The 17,406-nt window shown below is 38.7% G+C and carries 15 protein-coding genes; 6 read left to right on the top strand and 9 right to left on the bottom strand.

Going from position 1 to position 17,406, the window contains the following annotated elements:
* Positions 1-5 precede the first annotated feature (5 nt).
* The 7 genes from CCY97_RS03020 to CCY97_RS02990 form a co-directional block, all read right to left on the bottom strand.
* Positions 6-1,112 carry an N-acetylmuramoyl-L-alanine amidase gene (locus tag CCY97_RS03020; protein WP_258456919.1) on the bottom strand — a complete coding sequence of 369 codons (1,107 nt, stop codon included), beginning with the start codon at positions 1,110-1,112 and terminating at the stop codon, positions 6-8.
* Position 1,113: 1 nt separating this feature from the next.
* Positions 1,114-2,199 (bottom strand): nitronate monooxygenase, encoded by a 1,086-nt coding sequence (locus CCY97_RS03015; protein WP_112064018.1) that lies wholly within the window; start codon positions 2,197-2,199, stop codon positions 1,114-1,116.
* 8 nt (positions 2,200-2,207) lie between these two features.
* Complete coding sequence (tyrS, locus tag CCY97_RS03010; RefSeq protein ID WP_112064017.1) at positions 2,208-3,455, bottom strand: tyrosine--tRNA ligase; 1,248 nt, start codon at positions 3,453-3,455, stop codon at positions 2,208-2,210.
* Between the two features lie 34 nt (positions 3,456-3,489).
* Positions 3,490-5,640: a RelA/SpoT family protein gene (locus CCY97_RS03005; protein WP_112064016.1), complete on the bottom strand. Its 2,151-nt coding sequence runs from the start codon at positions 5,638-5,640 to the stop codon at positions 3,490-3,492.
* A gap of 24 nt (positions 5,641-5,664) precedes the next feature.
* Positions 5,665-5,889 (bottom strand): DNA-directed RNA polymerase subunit omega, encoded by a 225-nt coding sequence (locus CCY97_RS03000; RefSeq protein WP_112064015.1) that lies wholly within the window; start codon positions 5,887-5,889, stop codon positions 5,665-5,667.
* Between the two features lie 113 nt (positions 5,890-6,002).
* The gene (locus CCY97_RS02995; RefSeq protein WP_112064014.1) at positions 6,003-6,950 is read right to left on the bottom strand and encodes a class I SAM-dependent methyltransferase; all 948 of its coding nucleotides are present in this window, start codon (positions 6,948-6,950) and stop codon (positions 6,003-6,005) included.
* Positions 6,951-6,971: 21 nt separating this feature from the next.
* Positions 6,972-7,529, bottom strand: a complete 558-nt coding sequence (locus CCY97_RS02990) for a gamma carbonic anhydrase family protein (protein ID WP_112064068.1) — start codon at positions 7,527-7,529, stop codon at positions 6,972-6,974.
* Between the two features lie 140 nt (positions 7,530-7,669).
* Between CCY97_RS02990 and CCY97_RS02985 the strand changes: the two genes are divergently transcribed.
* Positions 7,670-8,266 carry a peroxiredoxin gene (locus CCY97_RS02985; protein WP_112064013.1) on the top strand — a complete coding sequence of 199 codons (597 nt, stop codon included), beginning with the start codon at positions 7,670-7,672 and terminating at the stop codon, positions 8,264-8,266.
* A 66-nt stretch (positions 8,267-8,332) separates the two neighbouring features.
* Here the strand turns inward: CCY97_RS02985 and CCY97_RS02980 are convergent, their stop codons facing one another.
* Positions 8,333-9,154: an NAD+ synthase gene (locus CCY97_RS02980; protein ID WP_112064012.1), complete on the bottom strand. Its 822-nt coding sequence runs from the start codon at positions 9,152-9,154 to the stop codon at positions 8,333-8,335.
* A 140-nt stretch (positions 9,155-9,294) separates the two neighbouring features.
* Between CCY97_RS02980 and petA the strand changes: the two genes are divergently transcribed.
* The 4 genes from petA to CCY97_RS02960 all read left to right on the top strand — a co-directional run bounded on the left by petA (position 9,295) and on the right by CCY97_RS02960 (position 13,144).
* On the top strand, positions 9,295-9,798 hold the full coding sequence (gene petA, locus CCY97_RS02975; protein WP_112064011.1) for a ubiquinol-cytochrome c reductase iron-sulfur subunit: 504 nt from the start codon (positions 9,295-9,297) through the stop codon (positions 9,796-9,798).
* Between the two features lie 14 nt (positions 9,799-9,812).
* Positions 9,813-11,042 (top strand): cytochrome bc complex cytochrome b subunit, encoded by a 1,230-nt coding sequence (locus CCY97_RS02970; RefSeq protein ID WP_181562797.1) that lies wholly within the window; start codon positions 9,813-9,815, stop codon positions 11,040-11,042.
* Between the two features lies 1 nt (position 11,043).
* Positions 11,044-12,303 carry a c-type cytochrome gene (locus tag CCY97_RS02965; RefSeq protein ID WP_112064009.1) on the top strand — a complete coding sequence of 420 codons (1,260 nt, stop codon included), beginning with the start codon at positions 11,044-11,046 and terminating at the stop codon, positions 12,301-12,303.
* Between the two features lie 499 nt (positions 12,304-12,802).
* Positions 12,803-13,144 (top strand): DUF1561 family protein, encoded by a 342-nt coding sequence (locus tag CCY97_RS02960; protein ID WP_112064008.1) that lies wholly within the window; start codon positions 12,803-12,805, stop codon positions 13,142-13,144.
* A gap of 265 nt (positions 13,145-13,409) precedes the next feature.
* Here the strand turns inward: CCY97_RS02960 and mltG are convergent, their stop codons facing one another.
* Positions 13,410-14,309 carry an endolytic transglycosylase MltG gene (gene mltG / locus CCY97_RS02950; protein ID WP_258456913.1) on the bottom strand — a complete coding sequence of 300 codons (900 nt, stop codon included), beginning with the start codon at positions 14,307-14,309 and terminating at the stop codon, positions 13,410-13,412.
* On the opposite strand from mltG, the gene CCY97_RS02945 reads away from it, so the two are divergent.
* On the top strand, positions 14,281-17,406 hold the full coding sequence (locus CCY97_RS02945) for an AsmA-like C-terminal domain-containing protein (protein WP_112064006.1): 3,126 nt from the start codon (positions 14,281-14,283) through the stop codon (positions 17,404-17,406). The two genes, mltG and CCY97_RS02945, sit on opposite strands and share 29 nt — an antisense overlap.

Below are 17,406 nucleotides of genomic sequence, written 5' to 3'. Positions count from 1 at the left end.
ATCCTTTAATTTTTTTCTAAATAATCATCGATTCCATCAGCAATGCCAATAGCTAATAGCCTTTGGTATTCTTTATCCGTGAGTAGCTTGCCTTCATTCTTATGTGACACATAACCTAGCTCGATAAGCACAGAGGGCATAAGTGCACCTGCTAGTACCCAAAATGGTCCATCCCTTACACCACCATCAACAATATTTTTATGTTTGCGACGCACAGATTCAATCATTCCTGCTTGTATATCAATAGCCAATTTGCTTGAAGCAATCAATCTATGGTTGTTGATTGCATTAAGAAAGGTGTGTTTAGAAAAATAATTCATCGTAGCAAGATCACCTATATTCTCGGTTTCTGCAACCTTCAATGCTCTTTCACTTCGATTGGTTGAAAGGAAATAGGTCTCTATACCGCTAGGAGATTTTCTGCCTACTGGGACAGAGTTTGCATGGATTGAGATAAAGAGATCTGCATTTTTATCATTTGCAAATTTTGTCCTATCAATAAGATCAATAAAACTATCATTGTTTCTGGTCATAAATACACTATACCCACGCCTCTTAAGTTCGACATCTAGTGCTTTAGCTACATCTAAAACGATGGTTTTTTCACATACCTTATTCACACCTATAGCACCACAATCTTTACCTCCATGTCCTGGATCCAAAACGATGATTTTTTTTATGGGTTTTTGGGGAGGCGATATTTGAGTTTTCTGTTTTGTAAGATTCTTAGAATCTGTGGAATCTTTTGGTATTTGGCGGATATAAAGACTATTGGCCTGTTTGCTAATCTCGTAGCTATATTTTTCACTTGGTTTTATTACTATACGAACAACTTCTGGAGTATTTTGCGCGATATTGATGATTGAAGTATTTTTAAACGTAAAACTTCGTTTCGGGACTACCAAAACGGCTCTAAAATCTATGAATATACGTCCGTCTTTGAGTCTGCTTTGATTGAGAGAGAGATTTGTAATCCCTTGATTGAAAATAACTTTAAGATTCGTATCTCCAAAGGGTATGAGGCTCGTAATTCTGGGTAGTTGTGACTGTGTGAAACCTACGGAATACCCAAAAAAGCACAGATACAGAAATACACGAAAGAATCTGCACACATCAATCCTTGACTAATTCCGTAATAATCTCATGCACACTCTGTATTTTTTCTATCCTATAACCATTTGCACCTGTGAAGTATAAACCATTCTCTTTGTCGCCAAGATGCCCAGCCCCTAGAGAATCCGCAATACAATAACCGACTTTTTTGGCTTCTACGCCTCTCTGACAAGGAGAGACGCAATTACTCACACAGCGAACCTTTGGTGCATTACCTTCTTCTATTCTCTGTAAAACACCCATTTTGATAGCTCTTGCTGGATAGCCCACAGGAGATTTAATAAGGACAATATCTTCTTTTGTGATATGTGGCATGATTTCTCTATAGGCTAATGCATCGCATTCACTAGATCCTAAGAATCGCGTCCCCATCTGTACTCCACTCGCACCTAAAGAAATCATATGTTCAATATCATTTCTATCCCAAATCCCACCAGCAGCAATCACAGGTATATCACCCCAGTTTTGCGCTTCGCTGACAACTTGCGGGAGAATAGATTCTAATTGGAACTCTGGCTTGAAGCAATCCTCATAGCTAAAACCTTGATGTCCACCGCTCAATGGTCCCTCTACAACCACTGCATCAGGCAATCTACAATAGCGATCTTTCCAACGCTTGCAGATAATACGTAACGCCTTGGCAGAGGAGACGATTGGCACAAGCGCGACTTCTGGGAATTTTTTTGTAAATTCCGGCATATTCGTAGGAAGTCCAGCTCCCGTTACTATGATATTTGCACCTGCTTCACACGCATCTTTTACTACACGGCCATATTCATTGATAGCATAAAGTATATTTACCCCTAGTGGTGCATTACCACAGATTTTACGTGCATTTTTGATAAGCTCTATTAGTGCTTGTTTTGAATAAAAATTGATTGCTTCAAATGGTTTAAGATTGACTATTTTTTCAACAAATTGCATTTTTTTATAATAGCCTGTTCCAACAGCGCTCAGAATCCCTAGAGCACCTTCCTTTGAAACATTACCTGCAAGATTATCCCAGCTGATTCCTATACCCATACCGCCTTGAAATATGGGGTATTTAATAATGTGTTTTCCTATTTTCAGGGGTTGTAATTTCATCAATGTCCTTATCTGAGTAAAATCCTGACAAAACGTCTTTTGCCAATCTGTAAAATATAATCCCCAGAAGGCAATTTTAAGTTCTCATCGCTTATTTTTTGCTTATTCAATCGCAGCGCTCCAGCCTTGATATCACGCCTTGCTTGAGATGTTGAAGAGCATAGCCCGGATTCAAGTGCAATCTTACAAATCCACTCATTTGCTTGGAATTCAAAACTTTGTATATCACTTGGAATTGCATCTTTACTAAACACATTGTCAAATTCATCTTTTGCCGCCCGAGCTTGGGCTAAGGTGTGGTATCTTGTCACAAGCTCTAAGGCTAGATTTTCTTTTGCTTTCTTTGGGTGGATTGCGCCAGATTCCACATCTTTTCGCAAAGAAGCTAATTCTTGCAAGCTTTTTGCAGATAAAAGCTCATAATATCGCCACATAAGAGAATCTGAAATGCTTAAAATCTTGCCATACATAGAGTTTGGTTCCTCAGTGATTCCTATGTAGTTATGAAGTGATTTGCTCATTTTCTGCACACCATCAAGACCTTCTAATAATGGCATTGTCAGTATACTCTGCTCTTTAGATAAACCATAAGCACGCTGCAATGTACGTCCGACAAGCAAATTGAATTTTTGATCATTCCCACCTAGTTCAATATCACAATCAAGCACCACAGAATCATAACCCTGTAGCAATGGATACAAAAACTCTATAAGAGAGATGGGCTGGTTGTTTTTATAACGTTTACTAAAATCATCGCGCTCTAACATTCGTGCGACAGAAAACTTTGCGCTGAGATTGACCAATCCACTCACACCTAGGGCATTAATCCACTCTGAGTTAAAGCAGATTTGTGTGAATTGAGGATCTAAAATCTTAAAGACTTGTTCTGTATAAGTGCGGGCATTATTTTGCACTTCTTCTTTACTTAAAGGTTTCCGTGTTTCGCTTTTACCAGTAGGATCTCCAATGGTCGCAGTAAAATCACCAATCAAAAACTTCACATCTCCGCCAAAACGCTGAAAGGTCGCAAGCTTATGAATCAAAGTCGTATGTCCTAAGTGTAAATCTGGTGCAGTAGGATCAAAGCCCGCCTTAACAACAAAGCGTTCTTGTGTGTGCAAAAATCTCGCCACAAGCGCTCTGATATATTCTTGGCCTATGAATTCACTTGCACCTCTACTTAGTTCATCCATTGCATTGTTCAGACACTCTAGCTGCGTGGAATCTAATTTGTTTTCAAACTCTAATGGCTGCATATTCTTATCCTTGCATTATGTAAGATTTTCTAGATTACTTAGAATATGCATCTTTTAACGCACTAAATTCAACGATATTAAAATGTCTCTCCAAAGCCTCCCTAAGATTTTTAATATCATTTGTTGCGTTTTCTATCCATATTTCACAGAATGTACTAAAAGTGCTATTTGCTCTGTCATAATTTATACGGGTCACGCGACAATCATATTTCTTTAGGACATTCAGCAGTCCCGCGATTGCTCCCTTCTTGTCTTCAAGAGCCACGAGAATCTTGTAATTGTATTTTTGGTTTTTTAGCCATTGCACAAACACCATATTCGCACCATTATCAATCTCTGTGTTTGCACGATTACACAGCTTATGGTGGATGGATATTTTTGTGCCATTTTTGATAGCCAGAATCTCATCTCCATATTTTGGATGACAACAATAATCAAAAATTGCTTGGGTAAGAGAAAAATTACTAAATGCCACAATGTTGTCAAGCTTGATTTGTCGTATTTTCAAACGATTGGTTTTAAAAATACTCAAAAAACTCTTTTGTCTTTCATAAACTTCTTTGACTGCATTTTTAATATTTCTGAAAAAACTCCTATCACGCATAATCTTATAAACTTCTGTGTCCAATCCAATCTGCTTGAGGTGTTTTTTTATTTTTTCGGGGGTGGTTTCAAATATTGTCGCAAGAATATGGATAGCTGCTTTTGTATCAATCTCCTTGATTCTTAGCTGGCATTGGAGTTTGAGCTGTGATTTTGCTTTGGAAGTTTTGAGTGCATTTACCCAGCTGCAGCGTGGTCGCACCTCTTCATTATGGTCGGCTGTGATTATGCGTACAATGTCGCTATTTTTGAGTGGTTGGAGCAATGAAGCTTTTTGCTGATTTACAAATGCACTCTTTGCACGATTGCCCACATCTGTATGTATCGCGTAAGCAAAATCTAGTACCAAAGCCCCTACAGGCAGGCTATAAGTATCACCCTTTGGAGAGAAAACAATAATATCATCTTTATAAAGATCATTTTTTGCTAACTCATAAAATTCCTCAAGAGAATTATCTTGGTATTGCAGATTATTACCCCAGTTGAGATTTGGCTCTCTCCCGCCACTTTTGTATTTCCAATGTGCAGCGATTCCATATTGCGCACTTTTGTGCATATCGATTGTGCGAATCTGCACTTCAAAAATGCTTGATTTATCAAAAATCGTCGTATGGATAGTTTCATAGCCATTTTCTTTTGGGATTGCTATGTAATCTTTCAGCCGCGAGACAACAGGCTTTAAATTCAAATGCAAGATTCCTAACACCCTATAACAATCAAGTGGTTCTTTTAAGATAATACGCACAGCAAGTAGGTCCAAAATCTCATCAATCGCTACACCTTTGCGTTGCATCTTGAGATATATTGAATAGTAACGCTTGATACGATGCTCAATAGTAAAATCTTTTTCGTTATAGCCATTACTCAATAGCAAATGTCGTACAGAATCAATAAATGAATTAAGTTTCAAATCAATTGATTGGTGGTTGTCTTTTATATAGCGATCAATCCTTGCGTATTCTTCGGGGAATAAATAATAAAAACTTCGATCCTCTAATTCTGCCTTGAGCGAAGAGATTCCTAATCTGTGAGCTATTGGCGCATATACGACAAGTGTTTCTTCCGAGATTCTTATCCTTTTGTGGTGTGCAAGAGAATCTAAGGTAAGCATATTATGCATACGATCACAAATTTTGATAACAAATGCACGAATATCTTGTATGGAAGCAAGCAGGATTTTTCGAAAAGAGAGCGCAGAAGTTAGAAGCTTCTGGTTAGAATGCCCAGCAAATTCTTCTTTACGAATCTCTACAATTTTAGTCAAAGCATCTACCAAGCGCGCAATGTCTAAACCAAAATCCCTCTCAACATCGCCAAGACTACAATGTGTATCTTCGATTGCATCGTGTAAAAGTGCTGCACAAATCATCGTTTCATCTCCACCATAAAACGCCACAATACAGGCCACACACAGGGGATGGACTACATACGGAATCCCGCTCTTGCGAAATTGGTTTTGGTGGTAGCAGATTGCCTTTTGGATAGCTTGATTGATACTTGGTGTTATTTTTGTGAGTGTATGTAGATGTACAATAGCATCTTCGATAGTATCAATCGCACCTATTTGAGAAAAAAAATTCAATACGATACTTAAACAACCAAGTTTTTAACTTAAAGGCTTACCCTCGATCTTTTCAAGAATGATTTTCCCTTCTGCTATCTCTAGCATAGCAATATCTGTCAATTTGTCTTTTTTGACATCTTTTGGTACAAGAGGTTCAGCACCTAAACTCAATTCCTTTACTCTAGCAAACAAGAGATTTGAGAGTATGTATCTATTGTTATTGACTTTTTCTAAAGCACGTGCCGCAACTTCTTCTATCCTTGTCATAGCTGTAGGCTTCCTTTTATGATTTGATCTTTAAGAGGGGGGATTCTACTATAAAAGTTATTGAAGTTTTCTTACTTTATTCCTCTTGTAGCTATCTAAATAGACCTATGAGATCAGCTCATTGCTATCACCAGCAATGAGCCTCCAAAAGCCGTGCTAAATCTTTGCGGTAGCAAATCCAAAATCTTATTTTCTACGCGACAAATCTTTAGCAATATATTATTTATAAGCTTTGGAGGTGGGATATCTCGTAATTGGTTTGGTTTATGAGAATTGTGAAGTTTTGGATTCTGTTTATCATATGGAGCAAGTAAAGCTCTTACAAGGAGTAAAGGAGTAATCGACACAAAAAAATATCTGCTACATACAATCTCAAATCCATATTCTCTCATAAGCTTATTAAGCATACAGCGTGTATAGCGACGCTTATGATGCACCAGACAATCATGTGCATTCCACAGCCAATTATGCGCAGGGACACTAAGTGCTAAAATACTCTTATTTTTTAACATACTTCTCATATTTTTGAGTGCGCACCCATCGTCATCGATATGCTCTAAGACATCAAAGGCAAAGATACAATCAAACTCATCCTGGAAAGGTACATCCAGTAAATCCATGCAATAAAGTTCTTTGACACCATAACTCTTAGCATACTCTAAACCCTGTGGATGAATCTCGCCAACTGCTATATCAGAAAATCCTTGTGAAAGGAAATGTCTTGTAACACTCCCAGTGCCAGCACCCACATCAAGAATCTTGAGATTTTTGCCTTGAGTTTGCGGATAGAGTTTGTCAAATATCTTGGTTACTTGCTTATAGAGAAACTCGCGTCTTGAGATATGCCAAAAGTGCTTTTGTTCTGCCAGATAGAGCATATCCAAGCCTTCGCTTGGGAAGTGGGATTCTGCATTAGTGGTGGAGTTTAAAGAATCTGTATGAAGAGAATCAGTGAGATTTGTTTGGGAAGCTGTGAAGTTCTCTTGAGTACTCTCTAAATAGGGGGGGGGGGTAATAAAATAGGTGATTCCGTCTTTTGTTGTTGATGGTTTTATTTGCATATTGGCTCCTATATTGTGTTCTTAATTTGGTTGCATAAAGCTATTTTTATAGCGGACATAATTTTGCGCAGATTCTCGAATGAATAAGATTTCATCATTTCTTAGTTCTCGTATAAACTTTGCGGGATTGCCTAAGATGAGAGAGCATGGCGGGAATTTTTTACCTTTTGTAATGACACTCCCAGCTCCTATGATACTATCTTGGCTGATTTCTGCTCCATCCATTATGCAAGTTTGCATGCCAATCAAACAACGCGAGTGAATCTTGCAAGCATGGATTACGCAATTGTGCCCGATAGTCACATCATCTCCTATATCCACAGGATAACCCAAATCCAATGTATTGCTACCGATATCTTTTTTATCCAAAACACCTCTTGGCCATACATGTAGTGTGCTAAGGTCTTGGATATTTGTGCGTTTGCCAATTCTAATGGAATTTATATCCCCTCGAAGCACGCAATTAAACCATATGCTACTATCCTCGCCAATTTCTACTTCGCCAATGACTTTGGCACCACTAGCAATCCATGCACCTTTTGCGATTTTTGGCTTGTATCCATTAAACTCTATTAGCATGTCACTCATACCGCTTTTTTGCATATTACCTCCTTATAAAATTTTGCTTTCATCTTAGTCTTTAGTTACCTAATATTTATTACACTTGCGCTCGTGATAATAATTTTATTATCAATAATTTTTATTAAAAAGGAGTTGCTATGTTAGTGACAAAACCCGCACCTGATTTTACCGCAGAAGCCATCAAGGCAGATGGATTATTTGAAGATAATTTCAATCTTTACAACAATATTGGTAAAAATGGTGCAGTGATTTTTTTCTGGCCTAAGGATTTTACTTTTGTTTGTCCAAGTGAGATTATTGCATTTGACCACAGAGTGAAAGATTTTGAAGCACGCGGATTTAGTGTTATTGGTGTATCAATAGATTCTAAAGAAGTGCATTTCGCTTGGAGAAACACTCCTATCAAAGAAGGTGGTATCGGTGCAGTAAGTTTCCCGATGGTATCTGATATCACTAAGCAAATCTCTCGCGATTATGATGTGCTTTTTAATAGTGCAGTTGCATTGCGCGGAAGCTTTTTGATTGATAGAAATAAAATCATCCGCCATGCGGTAGTTAATGACCTTCCACTTGGGAGAAATGTAGATGAAATGGTAAGAATGTGTGATGCACTTTTGCATTTTGAACAACATGGCGAGGTATGCCCAGCAGGCTGGCAAAAAGGCGACAAAGGCATGGTCGCAAATGCAAAGGGTGTGGCTGAATACCTAAGCCAAAATGCTGATAAACTTTAAGGCCAACGGCAGGAGAATCTTCTCTCTTGCTAGACCCTGATTAACACGAAACTCCCCCGATCTAATTCAAAATTTCAAGACTGTTGGCAATTCCCTTTTGAAGTTATTTTTGATGATTCTTGTAAGTAAAGAGTCTATTATCTCTTGTCTAAAGCCTTCTATCTGCAAAGCCTCTTTTAAGACTGCGAGTTGTTTAAAATCACTCAGAGCAAGAGAAAAGAGGGTGATATTTCTTTGACTAGCTATTTTTTCTAAGGATCGTAAGAATCTATCGATTTCTCTGTAGTCAAAGCCTATATCCTCCTCATCACTTTGATTCTCAAAAAGGTCTGCACTAGGCTTTTTGCTAATGATTGCATGAGGAATCTCAAGTGTATACGCAAGCGAATAAACCTGTGTTTTGTAAAGATCACCAATAGGATTTATCGCATATGCCAAATCCCCATATATAGTCCCATAGCCCAACATCAATTCGCTTTTATTGCTTGTGCCAATCACAAGTGCATTATTAGCAAATGCGTAGTCATAGAGTAGATTCATACGTATCCGGGCACAGAAATTGCCAATACGGATTTTTTCTTTGAGGCTGGAAGGGTACATGAGCTTAGAGAGTTCTTGAAATGCTGATTCAAAAGGTGCGATAGGGATAATGTGATGGGCGATTTTATGAGTTTGTGCAAATGCTTTAGCATCATTAAGATTGGTAGGATTTGAAGTAGAGCTTGGTAGTAAAAGCACGCTGAGATTCTCTTGAAAGCTTTCTTGGCAGAGCTTTGCTACCACCGCAGAATCCACTCCGCCACTTAGCCCTACTACCACACGCTTAAACCCGCGATTAAAAACCTCTTGTCGTAAAAAGCTACAAATAAAATCAATGCTGCTTTGCATAAAGATTCCTTAGATTTCAGATTAATTGCAATGTTATCCACACAAGGTTAAACCCCCCTAAAACTCTGTAGGTAATAAATGTTTAAGTATTTTTTAACTAATATACACGCGCATTACACAACTACAGAAAAGGAGATACGATGTCTAGCGATGCTAAAAGGCGAGATTTTCTTGGTATGACTTTAGGGGGGGTAGCAGCTGCGGGTGCAGTAGCTTCATTGTGCGCTATGAAGAGATCTTGGGATCCCTTACCAAGCGTAGTTTCTGCGGGATTTACAAGCGTAGATTTGAGTCAATTACAAGAAGGTGTGTTAAGTACTGTTGAATGGAGAGGTAAACCCGTGTACATACTGAAGAAGCAAAGCGGATTGCCAAAGGTCGAAGGACGTGATTTTGAAATAAATGGTGCGGTATATACCGTGGGCATCCAAATTTGCACGCATTTGGGCTGTATTCCTGGTTTTGATGAGAAAAAACAAGGTTTTTTATGCGCGTGCCATGGCGGGCAGTTTGATTCTTCTGGTGTCAATAAAGTAGGCACACCACCACCTAGACCTATGGAGATTCCTCCATTCAAGCTTGATGGATTAAAGATGGTATTAGGCGAAGAAGGCCCTGAGTACAGAGCACTCAAAAAAGCATAGTTTAAGGAGCAAATATTATGGAAGTGAAAAAAGCGGATAATTTAGTGGATTGGCTTGACCAACGTCTTGCTGTCAGAAAACTTATCGAAGTTTTGATGACAAAGTATTGGATACCTAAAAAGATAAATTTCCTTTGGGCTATGGGTGTGATTTTGCTCGCACTTTTTACTTTACTGGTAGTTAGTGGATTGTTCTTGCTTATGTATTACAAGCCCGATACCAAACTCGCATTTGACAGTGTCAATGACACTATTATGCGAGAAGTGGCTTTCGGATGGCTATGGAGGCATATACATGCAGTCGCTGCAAGTATGGTGTTTTTGATTATTTATATTCATATGATGGTCGCTATTTACTATGGCTCTTACAAAAGAGGCAGGGAGTTTGTGTGGATTGGAGGCATGTTGCTTTTTGTACTTTTCTCCGCTGAGGCATTTAGCGGATATATGCTCCCTTGGGGACAGATGAGCTTTTGGGCGGCAGCTGTGATTACAAATCTCCCAAGTGCATTGCCAGTCATTGGGCCTGATTTAGTCGAATGGGTGAGAGGGAATTTTGTGGTTGCAGATTCTACATTGACAAGATTTTTTATGCTACATGTATGCTTGCTACCTATAGTGATTTTGATGGTCATAGGATTGCATTTTTACACATTGAGAATCCCACATGTCAATAACCAAGAGGGAGAAGAGATTGACTTCGAAGCAGAGGCAAAAAAATACGAAGAAGGCAAAAAGAAAGAATCCAAAGTCATCAGCTTTTGGCCAGACTTTCTTTGCAAGGATATTTTTATCCTCAGCGTTTTTATGATGCTCTTTTTCTATCTTGTGTGTTATCACTTTGATTTTGCTATGGATCCTATCAATTTCGATCCAGCTAACAATCTCAAGACTCCAGCGCACATTTACCCAGAGTGGTATTTTCTTTGGAGCTATGAAGTATTGCGTGGGTTTTTCTTTAGCGCAGATTTAGGACTTATGGCTTTTGGCATCGCGCAAGTTGCATTCCTTTTCCTTCCTTGGCTAGACAGAAGCCCCACTGTTGCACCAGCACATAAAAGATCCGGTTATTTTATATGGTTTTGGGTCTTAATTATTGATTTGGTCGTACTCACTATTTTTGGCAAACTGCCTCCAGAAGGTATTAATAACCAAATTGGTTTGGTTGCAGCACTTGGTTTCTTAGTATGGATATTTATCGCATTGCCTGTTATAACAATCATGGAAAGAAACAAAGGACACTAACATGAGAGAGATAAAAATTTTAGTTGTTGTGTGTATTGTCGTAAGTGTTCTTTACTGGGGTGTAGAGCCATTAGCACACTCTGTATTCCACCCTAAAACAGCGCCTGTTGATTTTGCATTCCAAGATCTAGAGAGAATCGACCTATCCAAAGGCGACAAAGAAAGAGGTGAAACAATCGTGATGAATAATTGTGTAGCTTGCCACAATATAAAAGCCGCAAATATCGATAATGGCCTTTTGCAGTTTGAAGGTGGTAAGGGTGGCATGATTTCTACCCCAGATCTTTCCACAGCAGGTGCTATCTATGATGAGAATTTCTTAAGCGCACTCATCATAAATCCAGCGCATACAATCAAGCTTGATCATAAATTTAACGATGAGAATCCATTCCCTATGACTCAGTATTTTGCGGAAAATGACGAAGCACAAGAAGTCGCGGATATAGTAGCTTATCTCAAGTCGATAGGAAATGTGGCATTACGAAATAATGTGCTTTACTCACCAGAGTATCTAGCTCAAAAAGAAGCTATCCAAAAAGCCAATATTTCAGATTCTCAAAAGCAGAGTCTCATCAAAGAACTAGAAACCAGATTGACCAACAAAGCAGTTTTCCAAGATGCTTGCGCCAGATGCCATAATATTCGCTATGACGAACCAAAGACTCCAGAGCACCTTGCCCAAATGGAGAAAAAACGAGATGAGATTAAGAAATATCTTGGTGCAGAAGCTCCAGATCTCTCGATGATTATCCGCGCACGTGGTGAAGATTATCTACAAGCCTTTATAAACAACCCACAAAGAGTAGCTTACAGCGCGATCAAACAGGCGATTTTAGATGAGTATCTCAATAAAGCCAAAGCTAAAGAGCTTGCGGTAGAAATACCAAAAATCCAAGCTCAGTCCCTATCACAACAAGAGAAGCAAAAAGCAATCGCCAAGAAAACAGAGCAAATAAACGCTAAGTCTCACAAAGATTATGGAATCACGCTTCCTCAAAATACAACAAAGAGTGCTTGGCAAGATGATGACGATTACACAAACCTTGCCAAAGAGCTAGGCGTGATGCCTGTAGGCTTGTCAATGCCTCGCGTTGGCTTAAATGAAGAATCCCAACGTCGCGTGGTTGCATATCTTGAGTCAGTAGGAGATTCCAAAAAACAAGAGAGAGAAGCACTGGGCGTGTATATCATCCTTTTCTTTGGTGTGATGAGCGTGCTTGCATATCTATGGAAAAGGAAGATTTGGACAGACTTACACTAATTCCAAAAATCCCAATTGGGATTTTTGCTCGTATGGCAGTACAGATTGAAGATTCATCATGACGGTGCGAGTGGAAGAATTCAATCAGAGTGAGGTCAGCCGAGTTTGAGCGCCAGCAATTGCGCGTAAAGATTTGGGAAGAATCTTTTTGGAAGAATTTGGATTTATATAATTAAGGAGAAATCTTTGAAAGCTTTTCCAAAGATTTTAAGGGTGAATACAAATTAAAAGAATCTGAATGCATATCACTTCATGCTCTACGATTAAAAATCCAAAAATTTCTCTCGATTGAATATCAAGCTTTTAGCTGCTGTTTGCCGGCGGATGGATAGCCCATTTTGTCCATCTCCACAAAACCTCAGCTCACATAGTTTTTTGTGTTTGCCATACCACTTAAGTACATTTACTTCTTCACTAAATACCTACAAGCAGACACAGCCAAACTTTAGTAAAACTACGACCGGATTCTTGCAGATTTACTTACTCTTAAGTTTTTCTTATATACACAGCCAACTCCCCTATATCTCTATTCCTCTTTTCCAAAGATATAAAAGACTGGGAAAATTATGCCAATGCAAATGCAGGAGTCAACCTCCATTTTTGCCCTGCACCAGGCAGACAACTCCACAAGCTAAAAAGAGTGCTGCGATCCTTACCGCCAACTTTTACCCTCACGCCTCCTTGGGTGAGACGAATCTATCAGATTGTAAATACCAGTGATGGAATTTCACAGCTTGTAGGGGATTGTGGTGTATGCTTATTGCAGTCTTATCAAATCATCGCAGAGCTCCAAGAATACCACGCAAGCACTCCATTACAAAGCGGGGGGCTACTTCTTTGACACCGTGCCTAATCAGAATCCAATCCCATCTTTCCGCGCAAGATACCCCATACTTGCCCAAATATGCCAAACTTCACCTATCCCGAGTTTCTCAATCGCCTCAACCATAGCCTAGCCCTTGATACCCAGCGCGCTATGAGGCTTCTCACACCGCGAGAGAATAGTCTATATGTTAAGCGCTCTTGAGAGATGTATTGTGCAATAGGATCGCTTTGCACAATCCCAACTCGACTATAAACCCGTTTGAAAATTTCTGGAAATTTATTCAAAAATTGCTTTTATGCTCTTTGTAAGTTTTAGAAAATGTATGTGTGCCATTTGCATTACGCACAAAGTAGAGATAATCCACATCTGCAGGTTCAATACATGCTTTGATAGCATCTAAGCTTAGACTACCGACAGGATAGGGTGGGATTCCCTTGTGTTTATAGGTGTTATAGAGACTAAGATCATTTCTTATGCGCTCTGGGGTAACTTTCACATGCGAAAATCCCCCATAGTTTAGTGACCCATCCATTTGCAAAGGCATTCCGATTCTTAAGCGATTATTTATCACAGCAGCAATTAGTGGCATTTCCTCTTTGTTTGCTGCTTCTTTCTGCACTATTGAACCCATACGCACATAATAAAACCATTGTGCCTTATCATATGTCCCAAGTAGCGCGATAGCTTGCCTCTCATGCCATGTATAAGAAATTTTTGCTAGCAAACGCATAAGAGCATCCTCATCCAATCCAAGTGGGAACTTGTAGGTCTCAGCTATGATTACTCCATCTGGCAGATCAAAATACTTTTCATAAGCAGCTTGCAGTTTTGCTGTATCAAGCCCAAACTTTAACGCCACATCCTTTAAGAAAAAATGCAACGTCTCACCTGGAATGAGTGTAATCTCTCGTGTAGCACTTTTTGCGCTACTTAGATGCTTCAAAAATTCTTTTCTGCTTAAGTTTTGAGAATCTATAGCAATCACTCCACTTTGTGGCTGCCAAAATAATCGCATAAGCCACTCATCAACTATGCCAAACTGCCCTTCTTTGACGCCTTGTAAGCTGTTGAGATGTGTTATAATGGATTTTATTGAGCCTTTTGGTAGATTTAGTATTTGGGGCATTTGTATTGGGACATGAAGATAGATCATGAAAGCAAAAGAAACAACTACAACCAAACCTCCTAAGAAAAAGCAAAGAAGTCTCCAAAGACTTTTTGTATTCTGTGGCGTCATCATCATTCTTTCCTTTTTCGGCTACAAGATTCTCAACGAGGGTATTTATCACAAGGGGTTTGTGGTAGGAAAAATCAAAGTGGAAGGATTCTATCTTAAGTTAGAAAATAAGTTTATTTTAGAGGTTGATAGGATTGATTTATCTGAGACAAGCCTCTTTGCCCAAGATTCACAAACTAGCATAGAGAGGAGTTCTGAGGATGTTTTGGATTCTGTCGTGAGCGCTGCGCAAAGCATTCTCTTTGTGCTTTCTTACTTTGAAAAACTCAATCTTTATAGTGTGATTTTTCCTGACAAAACAGAGCGCAGGTTGCTTTATGACGGCATGAGCTATGCGCTTTATGCGCCAGATTTTGAAGCTCTGCTTAGCATACAGAATCTGCACAGTAAAATTATCTTAGGTGTGCAAACTCTTCGTTTTTTTGATCTGTCTTTGGAGTGTGATGGGTATTTGGAGTACTATGTGAGCAAGAAAAATCTTGATTTTGCCCTCACGCTAACCCATAATCCTATTCTTAAAACTCTGCGAAAAGATGACATCCAAAACTTTCATATACAACAAAATCCAGAATCTCAAACACCAACTAAGCTTAATATACATGGTACTACAAACTTTAAACATCTCAATGTGGTAGCTTCTAGCTCGGTGTGGAGGAATATTCAATTTTTAGAGTCTTATATCAAACTACTGCACAATAAGGAATTAGAATCTTGGTTGTTTGAAAAGATAAAGTTTCGCTCTTTTGAGCTTACATCATTTGATATGCAGATACCACTTAACAAAGATATCTTCTTTCATCTCAATCGATCGATAAAGGCAAATGCCATTCTTAAAGATGTGAAGGTGAGTTTGGATTCCAATATAGCGCCAATCAATGCAAGGGAAGTAGCTCTGAATATGCGTGATGATGTGCTAGATATTGCATTTACTAAGCCAAGCTATGTCGGCTATGATCTGACAAACTCGAAAGTGCGTCTGAAACTGCCGTTTTCTAAGCCATTGGAAGTCTTTGTTTCGCTGCATTCTAAAGAGATTAATCTCGATAAAGCTCTTTTGGATTTGCTTGAGGTATATGAGATTCCAGTGCCTGTAATGACTCAAGATGGAGCATTAAAGGTTGGTGTTGAGATTCATCTAAAAGCTGATAAATTCGGGGATTTGCATCCAAATGTCCAAGGTGAAATAAGCTCTAAAGAAAGCACAATTGTATTTTTAGGCCAAAAAATCAAAGTGTATGATCTTTTGACAAGCATTGCTATTTCTAGCAAACACCAGACTATCAATATAGAAGCCAAAAACTTAGAGTACCAAGACTTACTCAGTGCGCACACAAAAATGGATATAGATCTTTTGAAGCAGAATTTTTTGTTAAAACTCGATGTCAAAACACTTGATTTAGCACCCTCTAAGATTTTTAAATCCCAGACTTTACCACCAGAGCTTGATGTGGAAACTACAGATGATCCTATGGTACGAAGGATTATCCAAGCGATTGTAGAGCAAGATTCCATAGAAAATATTCCCAGTATTTTGACTCTTAACACAGTAAGCGCTAAGACAAACAGCATGCAGGCTACAACTCATTCTCCCCAAGAAAGTATTGCCATTTCCCAGCAGCTAGAAGAATCTCCACAGATACAACCAGAGGCAATAGAAGTGGAAGATATTACACAGGGCGATGGAGTGGATTTGTTGGACACTATCGAGGTTGTGGGTAATTTCGCAGATGAGAGCTTAGAGATTAGCATTCCACAATTTTCTTTGGTCTTTGAGCAGGATTCAGAGCAAAATATAGAAGTGGGTATGAAAAACATCCATGCTATTTATCCCTATTCCCCACTCTTGCAATATTATGGAATCTCTGAAGGTAGTCTTGTACTTACACAAGATTCGCTCAATGAACACGAAATCTTCATAAGCGCCAATCTTAATAATCTCACTTATCCTATTTATCGAAAAGATAAAACGCGTCTTAGTTCTCTTGCTATGGAGGGCATAATCGATATTTCTAAGCCAAAACCAAAGATAGAGCTAAGTACCCAAGATAAAAAGTTTTCTTTGCGCAAGCATGAGAATACGATGTTTTTTGTGTTGGATTCCTATGATGTCAATCTTGATGAATTGCTTTCAAGTACTATCCCTGCTTTGCATGAGAGCTTTAATCAAGAATCCCAGTATAAAGAGCTAAGTCCACAAGAGATTGCCCAACACAATAAGTTTATTGCACAAAAGCGCAAATACGAGCAAGAAATAAATTATCCACCACATATTTTGTATTTAGAGGCAAACAATATGCAAGTGTATTTTGGACATTACACTATCCCTACAGATTCTGCAACTATCACTCTGCGCGATGAAATTGTGAATATGAATGCTTCTTATGGGAATGGGATTGCTAATGTCGATGTAGCAAACCACCAAGCAAAGGTGGCAATCGATAATTTCAGCGCGGATTTTATCAATAAGGTAATGCAAAAGCGACTTTTTGAAGATGGGCTTTTTGAGCTTTCTGGGATTTTTAAGGGCGGGGTTTTGCAAGGAAAAATCCATATGCAAAACACGATTTTTAAAGAATTTGTGTTGATACAAAATATTCTTGCTCTTATTGATGCTATCCCTTCACTTGTGGTTTTTAGAAAGCCCGGATTAAATGATGATGGATATGAGATCAAGAATGGTTCATTTATGTTTTGGCTTAATGATGAATATTTGGGGCTTGATGAAATTGATTTTGTAGGCACTGCTATTGATATAAGTGGGAATGGATTGGTTGATTTTAAAAGCGATACATTGAATCTATTGCTCCAAGCAAGCACGATGAAAACTCTCTCAGATATTATCTCAAGCATTCCTATTGTTGGATTTTTGATTCTAGGGGATGAGGGCAAGATAACGACAAATATTGTGGTCAGCGGGGAGTTATCAAATCCAAAAACCGAAGTAAGTTTATTAGAAGATGTGGTAACTGCACCTTTTAAGATTTTGCGACGCGTTTTTACGCCACTTGATAGCATAGTCGATGCATTGCAAGACAAATAA

It is taken from the genome of Helicobacter sp. 10-6591, from assembly GCF_003288805.1.
Lineage (GTDB): Bacteria > Campylobacterota > Campylobacteria > Campylobacterales > Helicobacteraceae > Helicobacter_F.
The sequence above is the reverse complement of the archived record's forward strand: the minus strand, read 5'-3'. Positions and strand labels throughout refer to the sequence as shown.

Excerpts from the sequence above, each read along its gene's own strand:
- CCY97_RS03000 (WP_112064015.1), bottom strand. The coding sequence starts at position 5,889 with ATGACAAGGATAGAAGAAGTTGCGGCACGTGCTTTAGAAAAAGTCAAT.
- CCY97_RS02980 (WP_112064012.1), bottom strand. The coding sequence starts at position 9,154 with ATGCAAAGCAGCATTGATTTTATTTGTAGCTTTTTACGACAAGAGGTT.
- tyrS (WP_112064017.1), bottom strand. The coding sequence starts at position 3,455 with ATGCAGCCATTAGAGTTTGAAAACAAATTAGATTCCACGCAGCTAGAG.
- CCY97_RS02945 (WP_112064006.1), top strand. The coding sequence starts at position 14,281 with ATGAAAGCAAAAGAAACAACTACAACCAAACCTCCTAAGAAAAAGCAA.
- CCY97_RS02990 (WP_112064068.1), bottom strand. The coding sequence starts at position 7,529 with ATGCTAATAGAGTTTAATGGATACAAGCCAAAAATCGCAAAAGGTGCA.
- CCY97_RS02985 (WP_112064013.1), top strand. The coding sequence starts at position 7,670 with ATGTTAGTGACAAAACCCGCACCTGATTTTACCGCAGAAGCCATCAAG.
- CCY97_RS02995 (WP_112064014.1), bottom strand. The coding sequence starts at position 6,950 with ATGCAAATAAAACCATCAACAACAAAAGACGGAATCACCTATTTTATT.
- CCY97_RS03015 (WP_112064018.1), bottom strand. The coding sequence starts at position 2,199 with ATGAAATTACAACCCCTGAAAATAGGAAAACACATTATTAAATACCCC.
- CCY97_RS02965 (WP_112064009.1), top strand. The coding sequence starts at position 11,044 with ATGAGAGAGATAAAAATTTTAGTTGTTGTGTGTATTGTCGTAAGTGTT.
- petA (WP_112064011.1), top strand. The coding sequence starts at position 9,295 with ATGTCTAGCGATGCTAAAAGGCGAGATTTTCTTGGTATGACTTTAGGG.